Consider the following 23,351-nt stretch of genomic DNA (forward strand, 5'->3'; position numbering starts at 1 on the left):
GTCGTAAGTCGTAGAGGTCGTAGAGGGAGACGGGAACGTCATGGTTGTACGCGGGATCCTGGGACGCCAGCGGCGTGAGTACAGGGCGCCGGAGCCGCACCCGTCGGGGGCCACCGCGCCGAAGCTGCCGGGTGAGCTGATCCCGAAGCACGTGGCGATCGTCATGGACGGGAACGGGCGGTGGGCGAAGCAGCGCGGGCTGCCGCGCACGGAGGGCCACAAGGTCGGCGCCGAGCGGGTGTTGGACGTGCTGCAGGGCGGCGTCGAGATGGGCGTCGGCGCGATCTCGCTGTACGCCTTCTCCACCGAGAACTGGAAGCGCTCGCCCGACGAGGTGCGCTTCCTGATGAACTTCAACCGCGACTTCATCCGCAAGACCCGCGACACCCTCGACGAACTCGGCATCCGGGTGCGGTGGGTGGGCCGGATGCCCAAGCTGTGGCGGTCGGTGGCGAAAGAGCTCCAGATCGCCCAGGAGCAGACCAAGAACAACGACGCGCTCACGCTGTACTTCTGCATGAACTACGGCGGCCAGGCCGAAATCGGCGACGCCGCACGGGCGTTGGCGGAGGACGTGAAGGCCGGCAAGCTCGACCCGTCGAAGGTCAACGAGAAGACCCTCGCGAAGTACCTGTACTACCCGGACATGCCGGACGTGGACCTGTTCCTGCGCCCCAGCGGCGAGCAGCGCACCTCCAACTTCCTTCTCTGGCAGAGCGCTTACGCCGAGCTGGTCTTCCAGGACGTGCTGTGGCCGGACTTCGACCGCCGTGACCTGTGGCGCGCCTGCGTCGAATTCGCCCAGCGGGACCGGCGGTTCGGCGGCGCGGTACCGAACGAGAAGCTGCTCGCGATGGAAGCGGCGATGCGGGGTCGGCCCGAGGAGGGCTAGGCGTTACGGCTAACATCCCGCCTCATGGACCTGGGGCGGGATGACGTGACAGGGCGAGTGGTCGAGCTGGAGTTCCGGCCGGTCGTCGAGGACTTCGCGGCGGCGCTCAGAGCGCGCAGAAGCGTCCTCCCGTCGACGCGAAGACAGCGCTGGCTGCTGGTGATCGGGGTCTTCTGCATCGCCATGGCGACCGTGACCTCACTGAACAAGGGTGAGTCGGTACCGGTCCCCATGATCGCCGGCGCGTGCGCCGTGGTGTTGCTGGTGGTGTTCATGCCCCGGATTCAAGCCCGCCAGTTCCAGCGCCTCGCCCAGCAGCGGGGCGTGATCCGGGTCACCGTGACGGACGTCGGGGTCATCGTGGCCGGCGACGACTCGTCCACCTCGCTCCAGTGGACCGTCCAGCCCCGCTACCGGGAGACGGCGGACGGCTTCTACATGTTCAGCCCCGAGAAGAACGCCGCCAACTTCACGATGCTGCCCAAGCGCGGCCTGCGGGACCCCGCCGACGCGGACCGGCTGCGGGAGATCCTCGACGCCCACATCAGCCGGGTCTGAGGCTGGCCCAGGACCTAACCGGCTGCCGCCGCCGCGCACTCCGCGCACGTGCCGAAGATCTCCACCGTGTGGGCTACGTTCACATAGCCGTGTTCCGCCGCGATCGCCTCCGCCCACTTCTCGACGGCCGGGCCCTCGACCTCGACCGCCTTGCCGCAGACGCGGCAGACGAGGTGGTGGTGGTGATCGCCGCTGGAGCAGCGGCGGTAGACGGACTCGCCCTCGTCGGTGCGCAGGACGTCCACCTCGCCGGCGTCGGCGAGGGACTGGAGGGTGCGGTAGACCGTGGTCAGGCCGACCGAGTCGCCCTTGTGCTTGAGCATGTCGTGCAGTTCCTGGGCGCTGCGGAACTCGTCCACCTCGTTGAGCGCCGCCGACACGGCGGCACGCTGGCGGGTGGATCGTCCCTTCACGGGCGGGCCGGCCGTCGTCACCGTTGCCTCCTCACGTCTGCACTTTGCCGGGCCATTGTGCCAGCCCGGGCTGTGCTTGGTCAGACGCCGACCTCGTCGGCGGTCCCCCGGGTGGCTGGAATCACGCACTCCACCGGGTCTCCGGCGGGTCGCGCGGCGGCTGCCGCCCGCGCCCGGCGGCGGGCGAGCGGGGTCGCGAGGGCGGTGAGCGCGATGAACGCGCCGATGGTCAGGAGCACGATCGTCGCGCCGGGCGGGACGTTCTGGTAGTACGAGGTGACCGTGCCGCCGATGGTCACGCTCACGCCGATCGCCACCGCGATCACGAAGGTCGCGGCGAAGCTCCGGCTCAGCTGCTGGGCGGCGGCCACCGGGACCACCATCAGCGCCGACACCAGCAGCAGTCCGACGACCCGCATCGCGACGGTCACCGTGATCGCCGCCGTGATCGCCGTCAGCAGGTTCAGCGCGCGTACCGGCAGCCCGGTGACCCGCGCGAACTCCTCGTCCTGGCTGACCGCGAACAGCTGCCTGCGCAGCCCCAGCGTCACGATCACCACGAAGGCCGCGAGCAGACAGATCGCGGTCACGTCGGACTGCGAGACCGTCGACAGGGACCCGAAGAGGTACGACGTGAGGTTCGCGTTGGAGCCCGTGGGCGCGAGGTTGATGAACATCACGCCGCCGGCCATACCGCCGTAGAAGAGCATCGCGAGGGCGATGTCGCCGCGGGTCTTGCCGTACCAGCGGATCAGTTCCATGAGGATCGCGCCGAGGACGGAGACCCCGGTCGCCATCCAGACCGGGGAGGTGTTCAGGAGGAAGCCGAGGCCCACGCCCGTCATGGCGACGTGGCCGATGCCGTCGCCCATGAGGGCCTGGCGGCGCATGACGAGGTAGATGCCGACGGCGGGGGCGGTGATGCCGACCAGGACGGCGGCGAGCAGGGCCCGCTGCATGAAGGCGTAGTTCAGGAGGTCCATCAGCTCAGCAGTCCTGTGTGAAGCGGCTCGTGCGGGTGTACGTGGTCGTGGCCGGGCAGGGCGTGCTGGCCGAGGGCGCGCGGGGGCGGGCCGTCGTGCTGTACGCAGCCGTCGCGGAGTACGACCGCGCGGTCGATCAGGGGCTCCAGCGGGCCGAGTTCGTGGAGCACGAGCAACACCGTTGTGCCCTCGGCGACTTGGCGGGACAGGGTGTCCGCGAGCACCTGCTGGCTGGCCAGGTCGACGCCCGCCATCGGCTCGTCCATGATCAGCAGTTCGGGTTCGGCGGCGAGCGCGCGGGCGATCAGCACCCGCTGGTGCTGGCCGCCGGAGAGCGCGTTCACCGAGTCCTTGGCGCGGTCCGCCATGCCGACCAGCTCCAGGGCGTGCCGTACGGCCGCGTGGTCGGCCTTGCGGAGCAGGCCGAAGCGGGTGCGGGAGAGGCGGCCGGAGGTGACGATCTCGGTGACCGTGGCGGGCACTCCGCCCGCGGCCGTGGTGCGCTGCGGTACGTAGCCCACGCGCCGCCAGTCCCGGAAGCGCGCCCGGTCCGTGCCGAACAGCTCGATCTCGCCCTCGCTCAGCGGGACTTGGCCGATGATCGTGCGGATCGCGGTCGACTTGCCGGAGCCGTTGGCGCCGAGCAGCGCGACGACCTCACCGCGGTGCACGGTGAGGTCGATGCCGCGCAGGACGGGGCGCGAGCCCAGCTCGGCGCGGACTCCGCGCAGCGATATGACGGGCTCGCCCATGACGTCCTCCGTAACGGTCACTTGGTTCCCAGCGCGGTCTGCAGCGCCTTGAGGTTGGCCCGCTGGACCGCGAAGTAGTCCGTGCCGCGGGACTTCTTCGTGATGCCCTCGATGGGGTCGAGGACGTCGGTCTTCAGGTGCGCGTCGGCGGCGACGGTCTTCGCGGTCTTGTCGCTGACGAGCGTCTCGTAGAACACGGTGGTGACGCCGTCGGCCTTCGCCATCTTCTCAAGGTCCTTCACGCGCTCGGCACTGGGCTCCGACTCGGGGTCGAGGCCGTTGATGGCCTCCTCGGTGAGGCCGTAGCGCTCGGCGAGGTAGCCGAAGGCGGCGTGGGTGGTGATGAACACCTTGGTCTTGGTATTGGCGAGGCCGGTCCTGAACTCGGTGTTGAGCGCGTCCAGTTTCTCGACCAGGGCCGCGGTGTTGACCTTGTAGTCGGCCGCGTTCTTCGGGTCGGCCTTCTCGAAGGTCTTGCCGACGCCCGCGGCGACCTGGGCGTAGCGAACCGGGTCGAGCCAGATGTGCGGGTCGAGGCCGGCCAGTTCCTCGTTCTCCGAGGTGTCGTGGGAGGCCGCGTGGCCGCCGACCTCGTTGCCGTGCTTCTCCAGCGTGGTCAGGGAGGCGGCGTCGATCTTCGTCTTGATCTCGGACTGGTCGACCGCCTTGTCGACGGCGGGCTGGAGGTTCTTGAGGTAGAGCACCGCGTCGGACTCCTGGAGCGCGACGATCTGCTGCGCGCTGATCTCCAGGTCGTGCGGTTCCTGGCCGGGCTTGGTGAGGCTGGTGACGTGGACGTGATTCCCGCCGATCTGCTCGGCGAGGTACTGGAGCGGATAGAACGACGCGACGACGTCGAACTTGTCGGTCTGGGCCGCCGCCGCGCTGTCGGAGCAGGCCGAGAGGGTCCCGAGGCCGAGGGCGGTGGCCGCGGCTATCGCGATCCCGGATATGTGGCGTCGTCGTACGTTCATGACAGTCATTTTCAACTGAGATGGAAACCGTTGTCAACAAGCTGCGGCTGTGGAACCGATTTGATACAGAGGTAGGAGGCGCCGGTAACCTAAGTCATTCGCCGCCGTCCATTCGTCATGAAGAGAGCATCGTGGCCGCCGACAAGATCGACACCATCGTCAGCCTGAGCAAGCGCCGTGGCTTCGTTTACCCGTGCAGTGAGATCTACGGCGGCCAGAAGGCCGCCTGGGACTACGGACCCCTGGGTGTCGAGCTCAAGGAGAACCTGAAGCGCCAGTGGTGGCGCTACATGGTGACGTCGCGCGAGGACGTGGTCGGTATCGACTCGTCCGTGATCCTGGCCCCCGAGGTGTGGGTCGCCTCCGGCCATGTCGCCACCTTCTCCGACCCGCTGACCGAGTGCACCGCGTGCCACAAGCGGTTCCGCGCGGACCACCTGGAAGAGGCGTACGAGGCCAAGCACGGCCGCCTCCCCGAGAACGGCCTCGCCGACATCAACTGCCCCAACTGCGGCAACAAGGGCCAGTTCACCGAGCCCAAGCAGTTCTCCGGCCTGCTCTCCACCCACCTCGGCCCGACGCAGGACACCGGCTCCATCGCCTATCTGCGTCCCGAGACCGCCCAGGGCATCTTCACCAACTTCGGCCAGGTGCAGACCACTTCGCGCAAGAAGCCGCCGTTCGGCATCGCGCAGATGGGCAAGTCCTTCCGCAACGAGATCACGCCCGGCAACTTCATCTTCCGCACCCGCGAGTTCGAGCAGATGGAGATGGAGTTCTTCGTCAAGCCGGGCGAGGACGAGAAGTGGCAGGAGTACTGGATGCAGGAGCGCTGGAACTGGTACACCGGCCTGGGCCTGCGCGAGGAGAACATGCGGTGGTACGACCACCCCAAGGAGAAGCTCTCCCACTACTCCAAGCGCACCGCGGACATCGAGTACCGCTTCCAGTTCGGCGGCAACGAGTGGGGTGAGCTGGAGGGCGTCGCCAACCGCACCGACTACGACCTCACCGCGCACTCCAAGGCCTCCGGCCAGGACCTCCACTTCTTCGACCAGGAGGCCCAGGAGCGCTGGACGCCGTACGTCATCGAGCCGGCCGCCGGTGTCGGCCGCGCGATGCTCGCGTTCCTGCTCGACGCCTACGTCGAGGACGAAGCGCCCAACGCGAAGGGCAAGTTGGAGAAGCGCACGGTGCTGCGCCTCGACCACCGCCTGGCCCCGGTGAAGGTCGCGGTGCTCCCGCTGTCCCGCAACCCCGAGCTGTCCCCGAAGGCCAAGGGCCTCGCCCAGGCGCTGCGGCAGAACTGGAACATCGAGTTCGACGACGCCGGTGCCATCGGCCGCCGCTACCGCCGCCAGGACGAGATCGGCACGCCGTACTGCGTGACGGTCGACTTCGACACCCTTGAGGACAACGCGGTGACGGTCCGCGAGCGCGACTCGATGAAGCAGGAGCGCGTGTCGCTGGACCAGATCGAGGGCTACCTCGCGGGTCGCCTGATCGGCGCCTAGGTCTGTTGGAACCGAAACGCCGGACGGGCTGGAAATGCCCGTCCGGCGTTGGTGATTGGTCCCCGATACCGGCGGCCCATTGGCCCTGCCACGAGGTCCGCGGCTCCGCCAGGCTGGCCCCATGAGCCTCGCCTTTCTCCTCACCACCCTCGTCGTGGTCGTCACCCCCGGCACCGGCGTCGTCTACACCCTCGCCGCCGGTCTCTCCCGGGGGCGCCGCGCGAGCGTCCTCGCGGCCTTCGCCTGCACGCTCGGGATCGTGCCGCACGTGCTGGCCACCGTCGTCGGGCTGGCCGCACTGCTGAACGCCAGTGCCACCGCCTTCCAGGTTCTCAAGTACGCCGGTGTCGCCTACCTCCTCTACATGGCATGGGCGACCGTGAAGGACAAGGCGGCGATCGACGTCGACCAGGACAGCGCGCCGGTTTCCGCCGGCCGCGTGATCGTCCGGGGCGTGCTGATCAACATCCTCAACCCGAAGCTGACGGTCTTCTTCTTCGCCTTCCTGCCGCAGTTCGTGAGTCCCGATGAACCCCACTCCGCCGTACGGATGTTGGCGCTCAGCGGGGTCTTCATGCTGGCGACGTTCGTCGTCTTCGCGGCGTACGGCGTCCTCGCCGCCTCCGTCCGCAGCCACGTCACCTCACGGCCGAGGGTGATGACATGGCTGCGGCGGAGCTTCGCGGGGTCGTTCGTGGCGCTGGGGGCGAAGCTCGCCCTCACGGCCAGGTGAACCTCAACGCCCTTGCAACGCCTTCACGTTGTCGCCGAACGTCCAGTTCTTCGAGCCGTCCCAGTTGATCGACCAGGTCATCAGGCCCTTGAGGGACGTGCCGTAGTGCCGCCAGGCCTGGGAGACCAGGGACGGGGTCATGTAGCCGCCGCCCGCGCCCGATTGGGCCGGCAGGCCCGGGACCTGCTTGTCGTACGGGACCTTGATCGTCGTGCCCTGCACGACCAGGCCCTTGTTGAGGCAGTCGGTCTGGGCGGTGAAGCCCGCGACCGTGCCGGCCGAGTACGAGTCGCCGGAGCAGCCGTACATGCTGCCGTTGTAGTACTGCATGTTGAGCCACCACAGGCGGCCGTTGTCCGCGTACTTCTTGACGATCGGCAGGTACGCGCCCCAGATCGAGCCGTACGTGATGCTGCCGCCGGTGACGTACGCGGTCTCCGGGGCCATCGTCAGGCCGAAGTTGGACGGCATCTGGGCCAGGATGCCGTCGATGATGCGGATCAAGTTGGCCTGGGAGGTTGAGAGTTGGGCGATGTTTCCGCTGCCCACCAGGCCTGTCTCGATGTCGATGTCCATGCCGTCGAAGTTGTACTTCTTCAGGATCGGGACGATCGTCGAGACGAACTTGTCGGCCACGGTGGACGAGCTGAGGTCGATGCCCGCGGCCGCGCCGCCGATCGACATCAGGATCGTCTGGCCCGAGGCCTTCGCCGCGCACATCTCGGCGGGCGTGGCCACCTTCACTCCGGCGTCCATGCCGTCTTCCCAGAGGGCCGTTCCGTCGGAACGGATGACCGGGAAGGCCGCGTTGATCACGTTGTAACCGTGCGTGGCGATCGCGGAGTTGGTGATCGGGGTCCAGCCGAAGGGCGGGTGGACGCCGTTGGACGAGCCGTCCCAGTTCTCCCAGTAGCCCTGGAGAACCTTGCCGGCCGGGCGGGACTTGACGGCGCAGGTGTCGGCCGCGGAGGCGGCCCCGGCGACGGGGAGTTGGGCGAGGCAGGCCGCGGTCAGGGCGGCGGCGAGCAGGCGCAGGGCGCGGCGGAGCATACGGGGCCTCCCGGTGGGGGTGCGGTGAGGTGTCGTAGGCATGACAGTGCTGGCATGAGAGTGCGCGTGGTCCAGACCTTTCGTCAAGAGGTATGGACCACTCCGATGGAAGTTGGAATGACAGATATTGAAATCTGTCAGCTGTCATGTCATGGTGGTCCACATGACGATCCCCACGATCCCCACACGCTCGCTCGGTACCACCGGTCCCCAGGTCTCCGCGCTCGGCCTCGGCTGCATGGCCATGTCCTCCGCCTACGCCGAGGCCGACCGGACCGAGGCCATCGCGACCATCCACGCCGCCCTCGAAGCGGGCGTCACCCTGCTCGACACCGGCGACTTCTACACCATGGGCCACAACGAGATGCTGATCGGCGAGGCCCTGCGCGCCGCCCCCGCCGCCCGCCGCGAACAGGCGCTCACCAGCGTGAAGTTCGGGGCGCTGCGCGGTGCGGACGGTGCCTGGAACGGGTACGACGGCCGGCCCGCCGCCGTGAAGAACTTCGCCGCCTACTCGCTGCAACGCCTCGGCGTCGACCACATCGACGTGTACCGGATCGCCCGGGTCGACCCCGACGTACCGATCGAGGAGACGGTCGGCGCGATCGCCGAACTGGTCGAGCAGGGCTACGTCCGGCACATCGGCCTCAGCGAGGCGGGCGCCGACACGATCCGGCGGGCCGCCGCCGTCGCGCCCATCGCGGACGTCCAGCTGGAGTACTCGCTGATCACCCGGGGCATCGAGGACCGCATCCTGCCGGCCACCCGTGAACTGGGCATCTCCGTCACGGCGTACGGCGTGCTGTCCCGCGGCCTGATCTCCGGGCACTTCGCGCCCGACCGGCAGCTCGGCGCGAGCGACTACCGGGCGCACTCGCCCCGTTTCCAGGGCGAGAACCTCCAGCACAACCTGGGCCTGGTCGAGCAGCTGCGGAAGATCGCCGAGCAGAAGGGCGTCTCCGTCGCGCAGCTCGCCACCGCCTGGGTGCTGTCCCGGGGCGAGGACATCGTGCCGCTGATCGGCGCCCGCACCCGGGACCGGCTGACCGAGTCGCTGGGCGCGCTGGACGTCGTACTCGACGCGGAGGACCTCGCCGCGATCGAGGCGGCCGTGCCGGCGGACTCGGCGCTCGGCGAGCGCTACCCGGCCGCGGCGATGGCGCACCTCGACAGCGAGCACTGATCAGGACCCGGCCTGCGGGTACGGTCTTCCCCATGGCAGCGAGCGAGACCCTGACCGCCGAGCGCATCCTCGAAGTGACCGAGGAGGTGCTGCGCCGCCACGGCCCCGCGAAGGCGACCGTGGTGGACGTGGCCCGCGCGCTCGGCGTCAGCCATGGCACCGTCTACCGGCACTTCGGGACGAAGGCGGCGCTGCGCGAGGCGGTCACCAAGCGCTGGCTGGACCGTACGGCGTCGACGCTGGCGCGTTACGTGACGGAGGACCGTGGCCCGGAGGACCGGTTGCGGGACTGGCTCGCGGGGCTGTTCGAGGCCAAGCGGCAGAAGGCGGGCGGCGATCCCGAGCTGTTCGCCACGTACTCGGTGCTCGCGGAGGACGCGGTCGACGTCGTCGGCGCGCACATCGACGAGCTGACCGGCCAGCTCACCGAGATCGTCCGGGCGGGCGTCGACGCCGGTGTCTTCACGGTCTCCGACCCGGCCGTCGCCGCCCGCACCGTCTTCCAGGCCACGGGCCGCTTCCACGACCCGTCCTACGCGCGGGAGTGGCTGAAGCCGGGCGTGGAGGCGGAGTTCGAGGCGATGGTGGAGCTGCTGCTGCGCGGGCTGCGCGGCTGACGGCCTTCAGGCCGTGGACTCCCAGAACTCCCGCATCAGCCGCATCGGTGTCGGACCCGTCATCGCCACCTGGGTCAGCAGGATCGTGACCGTGTCCGTCGGCGGGACGATGTGGGCCGTGGTGCCGGTGCCGCCGATCCAGCCGTAGCGGCCGGGGACGTTCCACGGGTCGATCGGGGCGACGTCGACCTGGCCGCCGTAGCCCCAGCCCTGGCCCTCCAGGAAGAGGATCGCGGCCTCGCGCTGGGCGGCCGTGAGGTGGTTCGTGGTCATACGGCTCACCGAGGTGGGGGAGAGGAGCCCCTGCCCGCCGGCCAGCAGCATACGGGCGAACGCCAGCCAGTCGTCGGCCGTGGAGACCAGGGCCCCGCCGCCCGAGGGGAAACGCGGCAGGCTGCTGTAGTCGCCGTCCGGGGTGTCCGTCAGGCGCAGGGTGCCGTCCCCGGCCGGGGCGTAGGACGAGGTGAAGCGGTCGCGTTTCGACGCCGGTACCTCGAAGCCGGTGTCCCGCATGCCCAGCGGTTCGAAGATCCGCTCCGCCAGGAAGTCGGGGAAAGCGCGGCCCGACACCCGGGCGGCCAGGATGCCCTGGAGGGCGGACGAGGTGCCGTAGAGCCAGGCCTCGCCCGGCTGGTGCAGCATCGGCACCTGGGCGAGCTGGCCCAGCCAGGTGTCGGGGTCCGGCCAGTCCCCGAAGGGGCGGCTGTGGTCCTGGATCGCGAACAGGGACCGCGCGGCGGGCAGCGCGAAGTCGGAGGGGAGTCCCCAGCCGGCGCGGAAGCTGAGCAGGTCCTCGACGGTGACCGGGCGTTCGGCCGCCACGACGTCGTCGACGGGACTCGTGGGCGTGCGGACCACCACCGGCTTCGCCAGCTCCGGGAGCCACTCGGCCACCGGGTCGTCGAGCCCGACCCGGCCCTCGTCCACCAGCGTCAGCAGCGCCGCCGCCGTGATCGGCTTGGTGATCGACGCGATCCGGAAGATCGAGTCGCGGGCCATCGGGGCGGTGCCCTCGACGTCGACGGAGCCGACGGCCACCACCTCGACGTCGTCACCACGGGCCACCAGGCCCACCGCCCCCGGCACGGTGCCGTCGTCGACGCTTCGCCGCAGGGTGTCGTGGAGAGAGTTCATCGGTCGGCCTTCCGGTCCGGGGAGTCGTATCGCATACGGTCATCTCGCATACGCCGGATACGACTCCCCCCGCCCCGCGAACTCATCGCTCGCTCCCCGGTCAGCCGCCGGACGGATCCACCGTCGCCTGGTGCTCCTCCGCCAGATGCTCCTCCGCCTTCAGCCAGGGCAGGAACTGCGCGCTCTTCTTCCAGCCGCAGGTGTCGCACACGATCATGCGCTGCGCGCCCTTGCGCTGCACGCGGACGACATGTTCCCGCCCGTGCTGGTCCCAGCGGCTCACCTTGCTCGTGTTGATCTGCAACATGCGCCTCGCCTCCGCTCAGGAGTCTCCGGCAAGGAGTGTGCAGCAATATCAACATCAACAGTGCTCAATTCACGCCGAGTTGTCCAAGCTGTGAACATGTCATCCGACGGTTCGTCCGGCTTTCAGCCGATCGTGCGCGGCAGCCGCAGGCTGAGCAGCCCGGTCAGCACCACACCCGCCAACTGCACCAACAGCGTGGTCACCAGGGCGTCCCGCATGCCCATGCCCGGGATCAGCGACAGGAACAGCGTGCCGAGCGTGGCCACACCCAGCGCCAGCGCCGACTGCTGCGTGGTCACCATCACGCCAGCGCCCACACCGGCCCGGGCCGGCGGCACCTCGGACAGCACGATCCGGAAGATGATGGGCAGTTGGAGTGCCTGACCGGCACCGGCGACCGCCATCCCCGGGAGCAGTTCGACGAAACCGAGGTCCGGCCAGGAGCGCCACGCGGCCAGCACGATCAACCCCACGCCCACCCCCTGCACGACCGACCCCACCGCCACGACCCGGGTGCCGTACCGGGTCACCAGGCGCGGCCCGGCCAGCGAGACGAGGAAGAAGGCCACGGCCATCGGGGCGAGCGCCAGGCCCGCCGCGACCGGGCCCAGGTCGGCGCCGCGCTGCAGCCCCACCGCGATCACGAACATGAACCCGGAGAAGCCGATCGACAGCGGCAGGATGATCGTCAGCCCGCGCCGCAACGAGGTCAGCGCCAGCAGACTCGGCGGCACCAGCGGCGTCCGGCCCTGCCGGTCCGCCCGGCGCTCCACCGCGTAGAACGCGGACACGATCCCCGGGAACGCGGCCAGCGACAGCCACGTCCACAACGGCCAGCCCGCCGCCCGGCCCTCGGTCAGCGGCACCAGCAGCGCCAGCAGCGACGCGGCCAGCAGGAAGGTACCGGGCACGTCCACCGGCTCCGGGTGCTGCGAACGCGTCTCCGGTACGACCTTGGCGGCCAGGAACAGCCCTACGACGACCACCGGCACGTTCACCAGGAACACCGCGCGCCAGCCGGTACCCCAGATGTCGGCGGCGACCAGGACCCCGCCGAGGATCTGCCCCGCCACCATGGCGAGGCCGGCCGTCGCGCCGTACAGGCCCATCGCCCTGGCGCGGCGCGGGCCCTGGGTCGCGGCCTGGATGGTGGCGAGGACCTGCGGGAGCATCGCGGCGGAGGCCGCGCCCTGCGCGATCCGCGCGGCGACCAGCGTCCAGGCGGTGGGCGCGAGGCCGCAGGCCAGCGAGGTCACGCCGAAGGCGGCCATCCCGCCCAGGAAGAGCCGACGGCGCCCGAACAGGTCGCCGAGCCGGCCGCCGAGGACGAGCAGCACGGCGTACGAGACTCCGTAGCCGGCGACGACGAGTTCGAGGACGGCCTCGCTCGCCGAGAGGTCCTTGCCGATGGTCGGCAGGGCCACGTTGACGATGAAGAAGTCGATGAGGGGCAGCGCCGCGGCCAGCAGCACCGTGAACAGTCCGAGGCCGCCGAGCACGGGTGGCGCCGCCGGGGATCGGACGGTGCGGGAAGTCATGGTTTCGGTCACGCCGACGAGCCTGCGCCTGTCGGCAGACTGGTACCAGAGTGTCCTTATCCTGGTAGCAGGACTACCTGGAAACAGGGTCCGCGCGGCGGCAGACTGGGGTGATGACGACGATGGCACAGGAGACGGCGACAGCGACAGCGACAGGGACGGCGCGACCAGCGGCACAGCAGACCGCCTCGACGGTCCGGCGCCATGAACTCGCCGCGTTCCTGCGCCACCGCCGCGAGCACATCGCCCCCGAGCAGGTCGGCCTCCCGCGAGGCACCCGGCGCCGTACGCCCGGGCTGCGCCGCGAGGAGGTCGCGCAGCTCGCCGCGGTCGGCGTCACCTGGTACACGTGGCTCGAACAGGCCCGGGACATCCAGGTCTCCGTCCAGGTCCTCGACGCGCTGGCCCGCACCCTGCTGCTCGACCGCAGCGAGCGCAGCCACCTGTTCCAGCTGGCCGACGCGACCGATCCGCAGCCGGCCACCGTCTGCCCGGTCGTCACGCCCGCCCTCCAGGCGATGCTGGACCAGCTCGACCCCATCCCGGCCTGCCTCCAGAACGCCCGGTACGACATCCTCGCCTACAACCGCACCTACGGAATGCTGCTCTGCGACCTGGACGCGGTGCCGCCCGAGGACCGCAACTGCATGATCCTCTCCTACACGCACCAGGAGTGGCGGTCCTCGATCGTGCACCTGGAGAAGACCCAGCGGCTCATGGCCGCCCGCTTCCGGGGCTCGATGGCCGACCATCTCGCCGACCCCACCTGGAAGACCCTGCTCAAGCGGCTGCACACGTCCCCCGAGTTCTGCGAGGTCTGGGACCGCCACGAGGTGATGGGCGCCAGCCCCCGCCGCAAGGAGTTCCGCAACGCCCACGTCGGCCGCCTCACCGTCGACCACACCGACCTGTGGCTCGGCCCTTCGCGAGGCCCGCGGATGGTGACGTACGCACCGGCGGACGAGGAGTCGAGGCAGCGGCTGGAGCGGCTGCACGCGATCGCGCTGGAGAAGTGAGCCCGGGCTGCCTCCGCCGCGTCAAGTCCTCGGATATCCCGACCGGTTGTACCCCGGATTGCTCAGGGTCATGAACTCCCGGCCCCGCCCCAGATCCTCCACGACCTCTTCCCAGCCCGGTTCGTCCACCGGCTCGTAGCCCTCGCGGACGTACTCGACGAAGGTCCACCAGTTCTCGAAGCTCGGTGCCTCGTGGCGCAACGCGTAGGCGTGATCGGTCTGGAGGTCGGAGGGCCGGGTCGGACCGGGCATCCGGCTGCCCCGCTCCAGGCCGTCGTCCCTGCGCAGCGCGGCCAGACGGTAGGGAATGTCGCCCGAGCTGAAGCTGTGCGGATGGAGGTTCAGCGCCGGCCGGATGACGCGGAGCAGTTCCGCCTCGGGATGCGGACCGAGCCCGATGGTGTGCTCGAAGATCCGGCGCAGCCGCTCGCGGATCGCCTCGCTGAGGAACTTGGTGAACCAGAAGGCGTAGCCTTCGAAGTACTGCCGGCCGACGCCGAGCAGCACCGCGTCGGTGTCGTACACCAGCCAGAAGTCGTGACTTTCGAGGCCGTGGCTCTCCGAATGCCGGAGGTAGCAGGCGCGCAGCCGGCCGAGCGGCAACCGCTCGACCCGTTTGCGGCGCCAGGGCGTCCCCCGCCGGGTGATGGTCAACGACCGACCGTCGAACGAGAACGTCCACCCTGAGCGCCGCATGACCATCGCGTCGGACATCTGTTCAATTTACTGAAACCGCCAACGGCTGACAACGGAAGGATCACGCGACCGGGCGGCTCCTACGCGTCCTACGCGACGACCTGACGGACCTGTCCTGTCCGGTCAACTCGGTGGTGTCTGGGGGGCGTTCGGTCGTCCCGGAGGGTTACGCGGTGATCCCCGCCGCCTCGCGGACTTCGGCGGACGGCAGCTGCTGCGTTGTGCGTTCGGCGGTGGGCGGGGTCGGTTCGGCTTGCGCGCCGTCTACGTCGCCCGCTCCGTCGGCGACGCGCCTACCGCCGCTGACGCCTTCGACTTGCGCGGCGGCGACCTGGCGGATCTGTCCGGTCAACTCGGTGGTGTGTGGGGGGCGTTCGGTCGTCCCGGAGGGTTACGCGGTGATCCCCGCCGCCTCGCGTACCTCGACGGACGACAGCTTCTCCGCCGTGCGCTCGGCGGTTCGGCGGGCCCAGGTGCCGCTGGTCACCGCGCCCAGTACCAGTACGGCCAGGCCGCACGCCACGAGAATCCACCAGCCGGGGCGTGCCGCCGACACGAACGTGTCCTTGTACGACGACGATCCGACTCCGGAGGCCAGCACCGCGCCGACCACCGCGACGCCGAGGGTCTGGCCCAGCTGACGGCTCGTGGAGGCGACGGCCGCCGCGACTCCCGCCTGGGCGCGCGGCATCCCGGAGACCGCCGTATTGGTGATCGGCGCGTTCACGAACCCGAAGCCGATGCCGAACAGCAAGTACCCGATGAAGCGCGAGACGTTGGACGTCTCCGCCTCGAAGCCGGCGAACAGCAGCGCGCTCACGGTCATCGCGGAGCCCGCGATCAGGAGGGGTATCCGGGGTCCGCGACTGCCGACCAGTCGGCCGGAGATCGGCGCGCACAGGAACGTCGGCACCGCCATCGGCAGCATCCACAGTCCGGCGTGCAGCGCGTCCAGACCGACCACGTTCTGCAGATACAGCGTGGACAGGAACAGGAAGCCGCCCAGCGCCGAGAACGCGCTGATCGCGATCACCGTGGCCCCGCTGAACGGCGCGGAGCGGAAGAAGCGCAGGTCGATGAGGGGTTCGTCGCGCCGCGGCTCGTACCAGACGAGGCCGACCAGGGCGACGAGCGCGAGCGCCGCGAAGGGCAGGATCGCGGTGAACCCGGAGTCCGGCGCCTCGATGATCGCGTACGTCAGCGAGCCGAACAGGGCGATCACCAGGAGCTGGCCGACCGGGTCGGCACGGCGGGCCTTGGGTGCGCGGGACTCGGGGATGAACTTCAGGGTGAGCAGCAGCGCGGCCACACCCACCGGCAGGTTGATCCAGAAGATCGAGCGCCAGCCGACCGAGTCCACGAGCAGCCCGCCGATCAGCGGTCCGGCGGCCATCGATATGCCGACGACCGCACCCCACACCCCGATCGCCCGGGCGCGCTCGCGCGGCTCGGTGAAGGTGTTGGTGATGATCGACATGGCGACCGGGTTGAGCATCGAGCCGCCGACCGCCTGGATCATGCGGAACCAGATCAGCGCGTTCAGGTCGGGCGCGAGCGAGCAGAGCAGCGAGCCCACGCTGAAGACCACCAGGCCGACGATGAAGACCCGCTTGCGGCCGATCCGGTCGGCGGTGGAGCCCGCCAGCATCAACAGAGAGGCGAGGACCAGGGTGTACGCGTCGATCGTCCACTGCAGACCGGACGTGCTCGCGTGCAGATCGGTCTGCATGGCGGGCAGAGCGACGTTCAGGATGGTGACGTCCAGGCTCACGATCAGCAGACTCATGCAGCAGATCGCGAGCACCAGCATGCGGCGACGGTGGCTGAGCTCGGGCATGCGAACCATCGTACGCGAAACTCGATAGTGCGTCTAACTAATGACCGCTACATGATCTCCGGCCACCGCTCCGTCCGCGGGCACCGGAAGCCGTGCGCCACAATGGAGCAATGTCCACGCCCGTGTCCCTGCCCGCGCCCCCGGCCGTGTCGCCCTTGCGGATCGGCCCGCACACCGTCTCGCCGCCCGTCGTCCTGGCCCCCATGGCCGGGATCACCAACGCGCCCTTCCGCACCCTGTGCCGGGAGTTCAGCGGCGGCAAGGGCCTGTTCGTCAGCGAGATGATCACGACCCGGGCGCTGGTCGAACGCAACGAGAAGACCATGCAGCTGGTCCACTTCGACGCGACCGAGAAGCCGCGCTCGATCCAGCTGTACGGCGTGGACCCGGCGACCGTCGGCAAGGCCGTCCGCATGATCGCGGACGAGAACCTCGCCGACCACATCGACCTCAACTTCGGCTGCCCGGTCCCGAAGGTCACCCGCAAGGGCGGCGGCTCCGCGCTGCCGTACAAGCGGAACCTGCTGCGGGCGATCCTGCGCGAGGCCGTCAGCGGCGCCGGGGACCTGCCGGTCACCATGAAGATGCGCAAGGGCATCGACGACGACCACATCACCTTCCTCGACGCCGGCCGTATCGCCGTCGAGGAGGGCGTCACCTCCATCGCGCTGCACGGCCGCACCGCCGCCCAGCACTACGGCGGCACCGCCGACTGGGACGCGATCGCCCGGCTGAAGGAGCATGTGCCGGAGATCCCCGTGCTCGGCAACGGCGACATCTGGTCCGCGCAGGACGCGGTGCGGATGGTGCGCGAGACCGGGTGCGACGGGGTCGTGGTCGGGCGCGGCTGCCTGGGGCGCCCGTGGCTGTTCGCCGACCTCGTGGCCGCCTTCGAAGGACGTGAACAGGACGTCTTGAAGCCGTCGTTGCGCGAGGTCGCGGACATCATGGTGCGGCACGCGACCCTGCTCGGCGAGTGGATCGGCGACGAGGCGCGCGGGGTCATCGACTTCCGCAAGCACGTCGCCTGGTACCTGAAGGGCTTCGCGGTCGGCAGCGAGATGCGCAAGCGCCTCGCCATCACGTCCTCGCTGGATGAACTCCGCTCCGGCCTCGACGAGTTGGACCTCGACCAGCCCTGGCCCACAGGCGCGGACGGGCCCCGCGGCCGTACCTCGGGCAACAACAGGGTGGTGCTGCCCGACGGTTGGCTGAAGGACCCGTACGACTGCGCGGGGATCGGTGAGGATGCCGAACTCGACTCCTCGGGCGGCTAGTTGGTCTTCGGGTGGGGCGTCGAGCCGTACGCAGTGAGGAACTTGTCGCGGAAGGCGCTCATCTTCCACACCGGGGCGTCGTGCGCGGGGCGCAGACCGTCCGTCCAGTTCCAACTGTCGATCTTCGCAAGGACCTTGGGATCCTTGGCGACGATCGAGATCGGCACGTCACGGCTGGCGTGGTTGCCGCTGACCCGGGCGATCGGCTGGTGGTCGCCGAGGAAGACCAGCACGGTGTTGTCGTTGCCGTAGCGCTCCAGCCACTGGGTGAGGGAGTTCACCGAGTACTGGATCGACTTGCCGTACTCCTGGCGGGACTTGGTGGTGTCGGCGATGACGTCGGAGGCCTTGTTGCCGGCCTTCTGGATCGCGTCGAAGATCGAACCGTCGCCCAGCTGGTCCCACGGGACGAGCTTCGGGATCGGCGCCCACGGCTGGTGGCTCGACGTCAGGATGATCATCGACATCAGCGACTTGCCGTCGGTCCGCGGCTTGCTGTGCACCTGCTTCTGGAACTGTTCGAGGGCGTACTGGTCGGGCATCGTCGACCAGCTGAACTTCGGTCCCTTGTAGCCCAGTTGGAAGGCGTTGTAGACCTTGTCGAGGCCGTAGAAGCTCTGCTCCGGCCAGCCCTTCTGGATGCCCGGCATCACGCCGACGGTGTCGTAGTCGCCGGTCTTCTTGAAGGCGTCGGTCAGGCTCAGGTGGTCGCTGGCCATCACCGTGCGGTAGCGCTGCTGGTTGTTGACCCACAGCCCCGACATGGTCGTCGAGTGGCCCAGCCAGCTGCTGCCGCCGTAGGTCGCCGAGGTCAGCCAGCCGCTCTTCGCGGCGAAGCCGGCCTTCGACAGGGCCTGGGTGTCGGCGGCGAGCGTCTCGTCGACACCGGGCGCCATGATCGGGTCCTCGATCGCGCTGCGGCCGTAGCTCTCGATGAAGGTGAAGATCATGTCCTTGCCGCGCAGGTCCGGGACGAGCTGGCTGCCCGGGGTGTTGCCGAAGGCGTCGACCTTGGCGACCTTCTCGAACTCCGCCTCGTCGCGCAGGGTGTTGCGGATCGCCACGGTGCGGAGCTTGAGGATCGCGGCGGTGTGGTCGGCGGCGAGCGGCACGTCGGAGACCTGGAGGCCGAAGGCCGTGCAGGTGATCCAGGCGGTGCCCGCGATCAGCGCGCCCCGGGACGCCTGCGGCTTGTGGGCGGCCAGCAGGTTGCTGAGCCGGACCGTGGCCAGTGCGACCAGCACGATCAGCAGCAGGACGAAGAGGATGACACCGACCGTGACGGCGGAGGTGACCGTCCCGCCGAGCGTGTCCACGAGGTAGCCGCGGGCGTCGGCGAACAGGCTCCAGTCCAGGACGACGTTGAAGCCCCGGCCCAGGTATTCGTTGAAGCCCATGTCGAGCATGTTCAGGATCGCCACGACGGCGGTCAGCGCACCGGAGAACGCCGCCAGCACGATCCGCGGCCGCCGCGGCAGGCTCATCAGGACGACGGCCCCCATGATCGCCTCCGCCGGGAGCCGCATGAACTCGGCCGGCTTCAGGCTGTTCAGCGTCGTCGGCATCAGCAGACACACGTAGACGACGCCGGCGGCAAGCACGGTGACGGTCCAGGACACGACGCGAGCGGCGACGGGGTGCTTCTCCCGCCAGCTCCGCATCCGCCGCCGCAGGCCCAGCCGACTGCTCCAGTTGCGGGGGCCGGGGCGGGTGGGGCGGGGGGTGGTGGGGGACTGGTCGGCGGGGGCTGCCGGGGCGGGGTCGCCGGGGGCGATGTCTGCGGCGGCTTCGGGGGCGGGGGTGTCCTCGGAGGCTTCGACCTCTGCTTCGACCTCTGCTTCGGCTTCGGCTTCGGCCTCGGGTGAGTCGGCGACTTCAGCGTCAGGGGCGGCGATCTCGGGATCGGCTTCGCGCGCGGTGACCTCGCGGTCGGTTTCGGCGCCGGGGTCGGCGGTGGCCGGGTCAGCCTCGGCGGCCTTCTCGGCGGCTTCGGAGTCCGGGGCCTCGGAGTCGGGCTCCTCGGAGTCGTCGGCGTCGGTGTTCTTGGCCGACTCGGGCTCTGCCGCCGCGGACCCGGTGTGGGGCCCCGCCTCCGCCGGAGCCTCGGCCGAGGCCTCGGCAGGAGTTTCTACGGCCTTCCCGGTCTTGGCCGGAGTCTCTACGACGGGCTCGGCGACGGTCTCGTCCCCGGCCGGTGTCGCTATCGCGTCGCCCGGAGTCGGCTCCGTGTCCACGGCGGTGTCGATGTCCGGCGGCGGAACCTGGCCATCGGCTGCCCCGGCCGTGTTCGGTGACTTGCGCGTGCTCGTGTGCTGAGGCAACCCGAAGGTCCTTCCATGAGGAGCCCGTAGTCGGAGTGGCGGTCCGAACTGGGCAGGCAGGACCGCCGCTCTTCCGTACGAGTTGCCTCATGCCCCTGTTCACGGAACTGGGCAAACACCCGGCAAACGGCTTATCACCGTTGCGTCACGCGCCCCCTACCGCCGTGAGCAGCGCCAGCGGAGCCGCCGCCGACCTGGACTCCCGTACGCACGCGTGCGGGTACGGGACCGGCTCCGGGTGGGTGTCGCGGCCGTAGCCCGCGAGGACCTCCGGGAGGCGGTGGCCGGCCGCCGTCGCCGCGTCGACCAGCGCGTGGGCGACCGTACGGGCCTCGTCGTGCAGGCCGTAGCGCGAGAGGCCCAGCGTGATCAGCGCGTTGTCGTGCGGCCACACCGAACCCCGGTGGTAGGAGAGCGGGTGGTACGCAGCCTGTCCGGAGGCGAGTGTGCGGACGCCCCAGCCGGAGAAGAAGTCCGGTTCCAGGAGCCTGCGGCCGACCAGTTCGCCGTACTCCTTGTCGAGGAGGCCCGACCAGAGCAGATGGCCCGCGTCCGACGCCAGCGCGTCCACCTGGCGGCCCTCCCCGTCCAGCGCCAGCGCCGGGAAGGAGTGGTCCCGCATCCAGAAGTCCTGCTGGAAACGGTCCCGCAGGTCGGACGCCGCCTGCTCCAGGAGGGCCGCGTACGTCTCGTCCTCCCACACCGTCCGCGCCACCCACGCGGTGCGGCGCAGCGCGTCGTACGCGTACCCCTGGGCCCCCGCCGCCATCACGGGACCGCTTGCGCGGGTGCCGTCGGCTCCGCAGATGGCGCCGGGGGAGTCCTTCCAGTTCTGGTTGGCCAGGCCGCCCTGGTCCGCGCGGTAGACCAGATAACCGCGCGAGGTCAGGCCGCCGTGGTCGAGCATCCAGCCCACCGCCGCGCGGGCGTTGGACTCCAGGCGCCGGGCGAGTGCCGTGTCGCCGGTCTGCTCGACGTACGCGCCGAGCAGTACGAGGAACAGCGGGGTGGCGTCGACCGAGCCGTAGTAACGCCCGTACGGCACCTGCCCGAAGTGCGCCAGCTCGCCGTGCCGCACCTCGTGCACGATCTTGCCGGGCTGGGAGACCGACTCGGGGCCGACCGCTGTCGCCTGGGTCGCGGCGAGCGCCGGGAGCGTAGCGGCGGCGAGTTGGGGGCGGTAGGGGAGGGCGAACAACGACGTCAGTAGCGCGTCCCTGCCCAGCAGGGTCAGGAACCAGGGCGCGCCCGCCGCCGGTACCCGCAACTCCTCGCCGTCGAGGCCCGTCGCCGGGACCTGGAGCGAGGCCAGGTCCGACAGGCCCCGGGCGCAGGCGGCGGCCAACTCCGGCCAGCCGGTGGGGAAGGAGACGCCCTGGACGTACTCGCCCTCCAGCGCGAGGAGTTGCTCGTTCAGCGCGGCCGGTGAGCGCGGTACCCGCAGGGCCCGCTTGTCGCCGTGCGGGCGGGCCATCACCCGCAGCGCCAACTCGGCGGTGCCGTGCGGTTCCAGGTCCAGGGTCCACACCATGCGGCGGGCGCCGGTGCCGGTCTCCTCGACGCCGTCGGGGGCGGGCTCGGCCGTGACCGTCGTACAAGAACGCCATTCGCCGCGCTGGTAGGCGAACTCCACGCCGTCGTCGAGGACTTGGCGGGAGCGGGTGGCTCCGGTCTTCGCGTACGTGCGGTAGTCGGAGCGGAGTTCGAACTGGTCGGTGAAGTCGGCGTCCGCGGTGACCGCGAGCCGGACCGTGGTCGGCACCGGCCGGTTGCTGGTCACTTTCAGCGACTCGACGAACGAGCCGTCGCCGACGGCCTGTTCACGGAAGAGCGTGTGCGCGGGCGGCTCCTGGCGGCCACCGCGCGGGACCAGGACACAGCGCGCCATGTCCCCGTCGGCCACCGGTGTCAGTGCCTCCGGCACCGCGCCGTCGACCGTCAACTGCCAACGGCTCAGGTGCCGGGCGTCCCGTACGAATAACCCGTCCGGGGAACTGCCGCCCCGTACGCCGCTGATGTCCCCGCCGTCGCCCACGGCTGCGAACGTCCCGCCGTGCACGAGCAGATGATGCCGGTCCGTCATCCCCGGTCCCCTCCCTTGACTCTCTTGGCGCCCATGACTGCCTTGCCGTTCACTTCTGTGCCACTCATGTCGAACGTGCCGAGACCCGTGCCGGACACGCCGTGCCCGGGGGGCTCGTGAAGCAGATCGAGGGTCAGTGCGGCGGTCCAGCTGAAGCCGGTCGCGCCGCACGCCTCGCCGTCGTACGGGTCGACGTACTCGGCGAAGTCGGTGGCGGCGGCCGTCGCCAGGACGGCGTCGCGCAGCGCGTCCGCCCTCGGCCGCTCGCCGTGCAGCCGCAGACCGCGCTCCAGCAGCCAGCTCGTGTTGAACCAGGCCGGGCCGCGCCAGTACCGGTGCGGATCGAAGGCCTCGCCCAACAGGTCGTAGCTGGGCGGCAGTTGGGTGGTGTCACCGAGCCCGAAGTGCGGGCCGGACGCCGTACGGACGAGGGCCGAGGTGATGTCCCGGGGCAGGTCGGGGAGGAGGAGGGGGATCAGGCCGGAGACGCTCCGCTCGGGAATGAGACCCCCATCCCTTACGTCACGGCAGAAGAACATGCCCTCCGCCGGGTCCCAGAGCCGCTCGATCAGGACGCCGGTCAGGCGCTCCGCGCGGGCGTGCCGGGCGGTGCCGGTCGCGCCCAACTCCCGTGCGATACGGGCGAGTGCGTGCTCGGAGGCGATGAGCAGGGCGTTGAAAGACGGGTCCTCCACCGCGAACTCGCTTGCCCCGTCGGCGTATTCGCCGTCCCGGTACTCCGTCGCGAGCCGCACGTAACGGCCGTAGTCGAGGTCCGTGGGCCGGTCCTCGGCGGCCCCGTGGTCGAGGTCGGCGCGGCGGAAGGAGCGGGCCGGGGCGGGGGTGATGCGACTCAACGGGGCGTCCCAGCAAGGGCTGTTGTCCATACCCTGTTCCCAGGGGTGCACGACGGACGCGAGCCCGCCCCCGCCCAGGTCGCGCCGGTGCAGCAGATAGCGGTGCCAGGCGGCCAGCCGGGGGTAGACGCCTGCCAGGAAGCCGCGTGCGCGGGAGAGACCAGGGTCCGCGCAGTGCACCAGCCACGCTGCCAGCGCGTGCACCGGTGGCTGCACGATGCCCGAGGTCTGTACGGTGCGCGGGGCGCCCGCGGTGTGGCCCGCGGTCGAGGAGCGCCAGAAGTCGGGGCTCGGGAAGTACGCGTCGAGCGGTACGGAGGGGTTGAAGACGATGTGCGGGATACGGCCGTCGCCCCACTGGGCGGCGAGCAGCGTCTCCAGCTCCGTCTGGGCCCGCAGCGGCGAGAGGTGCCGCAGGCCGATCGCGATGAAGGCGGAGTCCCAGGACCACTGGTGCGGATACAGACCACGGGAGGGGACCGTTGAGGTTCCCGTCCAGTTCCCTTCGAGTACGGCAGCCGCCCTGAGGTGCAGGGAACCTGACAAGGACGGCGGATCGTATACGAGGTGGTGCTCCATCGGGAGGGCTGTGAGCTGGGCAGTGCGATCCACTCGG

At 70.1% G+C, this 23,351-nt stretch carries 22 protein-coding genes; 8 read left to right on the forward strand and 14 right to left on the reverse strand.

The window, feature by feature from the left end:
- Nucleotides 1–40 precede the first annotated feature (40 nt).
- Together ACIBJH_RS10875 and ACIBJH_RS10880 are read left to right on the forward strand one after the other, a co-directional pair.
- Entirely contained in the window at nucleotides 41–892 is an 852-nt protein-coding gene (locus tag ACIBJH_RS10875; RefSeq protein ID WP_200710769.1) for an isoprenyl transferase, read from the forward strand.
- A gap of 45 nt (nucleotides 893–937) precedes the next feature.
- A complete protein-coding gene (locus tag ACIBJH_RS10880) occupies nucleotides 938–1,450 on the forward strand; it encodes a YcxB family protein (RefSeq protein ID WP_399116520.1) in 513 nt (170 codons plus the stop codon).
- A gap of 14 nt (nucleotides 1,451–1,464) precedes the next feature.
- Here ACIBJH_RS10880 and ACIBJH_RS10885 read toward each other — a convergent pair whose 3' ends face one another.
- Genes ACIBJH_RS10885 through ACIBJH_RS10900 form a run of 4 tightly spaced genes read right to left on the reverse strand, consistent with a single transcriptional unit; the run spans nucleotide 1,465 to nucleotide 4,572 of the window.
- The gene (locus ACIBJH_RS10885; RefSeq protein WP_399116521.1) at nucleotides 1,465–1,884 is read right to left on the reverse strand and encodes a Fur family transcriptional regulator; all 420 of its coding nucleotides are present in this window, start codon (nucleotides 1,882–1,884) and stop codon (nucleotides 1,465–1,467) included.
- A 59-nt stretch (nucleotides 1,885–1,943) separates the two neighbouring features.
- Nucleotides 1,944–2,846 (reverse strand): metal ABC transporter permease, encoded by a 903-nt coding sequence (locus ACIBJH_RS10890; protein WP_399116522.1) that lies wholly within the window; start codon nucleotides 2,844–2,846, stop codon nucleotides 1,944–1,946.
- The gene (locus ACIBJH_RS10895; RefSeq protein WP_093626482.1) at nucleotides 2,846–3,598 is read right to left on the reverse strand and encodes a metal ABC transporter ATP-binding protein; all 753 of its coding nucleotides are present in this window, start codon (nucleotides 3,596–3,598) and stop codon (nucleotides 2,846–2,848) included. Before ACIBJH_RS10895 ends, ACIBJH_RS10890 begins: the two co-directional genes overlap by 1 nt.
- A 17-nt stretch (nucleotides 3,599–3,615) precedes the next feature.
- Nucleotides 3,616–4,572, reverse strand: a complete 957-nt coding sequence (locus ACIBJH_RS10900) for a metal ABC transporter substrate-binding protein (RefSeq protein ID WP_399116523.1) — start codon at nucleotides 4,570–4,572, stop codon at nucleotides 3,616–3,618.
- Between the two features lie 131 nt (nucleotides 4,573–4,703).
- Here ACIBJH_RS10900 and ACIBJH_RS10905 point away from each other — a divergent pair, with 131 nt between their 5' ends.
- Both ACIBJH_RS10905 and ACIBJH_RS10910 read left to right on the forward strand, forming a co-directional pair.
- Complete coding sequence (locus ACIBJH_RS10905; protein WP_399116524.1) at nucleotides 4,704–6,086, forward strand: glycine--tRNA ligase; 1,383 nt, start codon at nucleotides 4,704–4,706, stop codon at nucleotides 6,084–6,086.
- Between the two features lie 121 nt (nucleotides 6,087–6,207).
- A complete protein-coding gene (locus ACIBJH_RS10910) occupies nucleotides 6,208–6,819 on the forward strand; it encodes a LysE family translocator (RefSeq protein WP_399116525.1) in 612 nt (203 codons plus the stop codon).
- 3 nt (nucleotides 6,820–6,822) lie between these two features.
- On the opposite strand, the gene ACIBJH_RS10915 is transcribed toward ACIBJH_RS10910, so the two are convergent.
- The gene (locus tag ACIBJH_RS10915) at nucleotides 6,823–7,869 is read right to left on the reverse strand and encodes a chitinase (RefSeq protein ID WP_399116526.1); all 1,047 of its coding nucleotides are present in this window, start codon (nucleotides 7,867–7,869) and stop codon (nucleotides 6,823–6,825) included.
- 163 nt (nucleotides 7,870–8,032) lie between these two features.
- On the opposite strand from ACIBJH_RS10915, the gene ACIBJH_RS10920 reads away from it, so the two are divergent.
- On the forward strand, nucleotides 8,033–9,052 hold the full coding sequence (locus ACIBJH_RS10920) for an aldo/keto reductase (protein ID WP_399116527.1): 1,020 nt from the start codon (nucleotides 8,033–8,035) through the stop codon (nucleotides 9,050–9,052).
- Between the two features lie 32 nt (nucleotides 9,053–9,084).
- On the forward strand, nucleotides 9,085–9,669 hold the full coding sequence (locus ACIBJH_RS10925) for a TetR family transcriptional regulator (protein ID WP_399116528.1): 585 nt from the start codon (nucleotides 9,085–9,087) through the stop codon (nucleotides 9,667–9,669).
- A gap of 6 nt (nucleotides 9,670–9,675) precedes the next feature.
- Here the strand turns inward: ACIBJH_RS10925 and ACIBJH_RS10930 are convergent, their stop codons facing one another.
- The 3 genes from ACIBJH_RS10930 to ACIBJH_RS10940 all read right to left on the reverse strand — a co-directional run bounded on the left by ACIBJH_RS10930 (nucleotide 9,676) and on the right by ACIBJH_RS10940 (nucleotide 12,660).
- Nucleotides 9,676–10,803, reverse strand: a complete 1,128-nt coding sequence (locus tag ACIBJH_RS10930; RefSeq protein ID WP_399116529.1) for a serine hydrolase domain-containing protein — start codon at nucleotides 10,801–10,803, stop codon at nucleotides 9,676–9,678.
- A 100-nt stretch (nucleotides 10,804–10,903) separates the two neighbouring features.
- Nucleotides 10,904–11,110 (reverse strand): hypothetical protein, encoded by a 207-nt coding sequence (locus ACIBJH_RS10935; protein WP_200710779.1) that lies wholly within the window; start codon nucleotides 11,108–11,110, stop codon nucleotides 10,904–10,906.
- 122 nt (nucleotides 11,111–11,232) lie between these two features.
- The gene (locus ACIBJH_RS10940) at nucleotides 11,233–12,660 is read right to left on the reverse strand and encodes an MFS transporter (RefSeq protein WP_399116530.1); all 1,428 of its coding nucleotides are present in this window, start codon (nucleotides 12,658–12,660) and stop codon (nucleotides 11,233–11,235) included.
- 101 nt (nucleotides 12,661–12,761) lie between these two features.
- Here ACIBJH_RS10940 and ACIBJH_RS10945 point away from each other — a divergent pair, with 101 nt between their 5' ends.
- Nucleotides 12,762–13,664 carry a helix-turn-helix transcriptional regulator gene (locus ACIBJH_RS10945; RefSeq protein ID WP_399116531.1) on the forward strand — a complete coding sequence of 301 codons (903 nt, stop codon included), beginning with the start codon at nucleotides 12,762–12,764 and terminating at the stop codon, nucleotides 13,662–13,664.
- 21 nt (nucleotides 13,665–13,685) lie between these two features.
- Here ACIBJH_RS10945 and ACIBJH_RS10950 read toward each other — a convergent pair whose 3' ends face one another.
- The 3 genes from ACIBJH_RS10950 to ACIBJH_RS10960 form a co-directional block, all read right to left on the reverse strand.
- Nucleotides 13,686–14,378: a hypothetical protein gene (locus ACIBJH_RS10950; RefSeq protein ID WP_399116532.1), complete on the reverse strand. Its 693-nt coding sequence runs from the start codon at nucleotides 14,376–14,378 to the stop codon at nucleotides 13,686–13,688.
- Between the two features lie 148 nt (nucleotides 14,379–14,526).
- Nucleotides 14,527–14,712 carry a hypothetical protein gene (locus ACIBJH_RS10955; protein ID WP_399116533.1) on the reverse strand — a complete coding sequence of 62 codons (186 nt, stop codon included), beginning with the start codon at nucleotides 14,710–14,712 and terminating at the stop codon, nucleotides 14,527–14,529.
- 39 nt (nucleotides 14,713–14,751) lie between these two features.
- Entirely contained in the window at nucleotides 14,752–16,197 is a 1,446-nt protein-coding gene (locus ACIBJH_RS10960) for an MFS transporter (RefSeq protein WP_399116535.1), read from the reverse strand.
- 110 nt (nucleotides 16,198–16,307) lie between these two features.
- Here ACIBJH_RS10960 and dusB point away from each other — a divergent pair, with 110 nt between their 5' ends.
- A complete protein-coding gene (gene dusB, locus ACIBJH_RS10965; protein WP_399116536.1) occupies nucleotides 16,308–17,474 on the forward strand; it encodes a tRNA dihydrouridine synthase DusB in 1,167 nt (388 codons plus the stop codon).
- Here dusB and ACIBJH_RS10970 read toward each other — a convergent pair.
- The 3 genes from ACIBJH_RS10970 to ACIBJH_RS10980 all read right to left on the reverse strand — a co-directional run bounded on the left by ACIBJH_RS10970 (nucleotide 17,471) and on the right by ACIBJH_RS10980 (nucleotide 23,347).
- Nucleotides 17,471–19,135 carry a sulfatase-like hydrolase/transferase gene (locus tag ACIBJH_RS10970; RefSeq protein ID WP_399116923.1) on the reverse strand — a complete coding sequence of 555 codons (1,665 nt, stop codon included), beginning with the start codon at nucleotides 19,133–19,135 and terminating at the stop codon, nucleotides 17,471–17,473. The two genes, dusB and ACIBJH_RS10970, sit on opposite strands and share 4 nt — an antisense overlap.
- 805 nt (nucleotides 19,136–19,940) lie before the next feature.
- The gene (locus ACIBJH_RS10975) at nucleotides 19,941–21,878 is read right to left on the reverse strand and encodes a glycogen debranching N-terminal domain-containing protein (RefSeq protein ID WP_399116537.1); all 1,938 of its coding nucleotides are present in this window, start codon (nucleotides 21,876–21,878) and stop codon (nucleotides 19,941–19,943) included.
- Entirely contained in the window at nucleotides 21,875–23,347 is a 1,473-nt protein-coding gene (locus ACIBJH_RS10980; RefSeq protein ID WP_399116538.1) for an MGH1-like glycoside hydrolase domain-containing protein, read from the reverse strand. Before ACIBJH_RS10980 ends, ACIBJH_RS10975 begins: the two co-directional genes overlap by 4 nt.
- Nucleotides 23,348–23,351: the final 4 nt, after the last annotated feature.

The organism is Streptomyces sp. NPDC050548, from assembly GCF_044457385.1.
Taxonomy (GTDB): domain Bacteria; phylum Actinomycetota; class Actinomycetes; order Streptomycetales; family Streptomycetaceae; genus Streptomyces.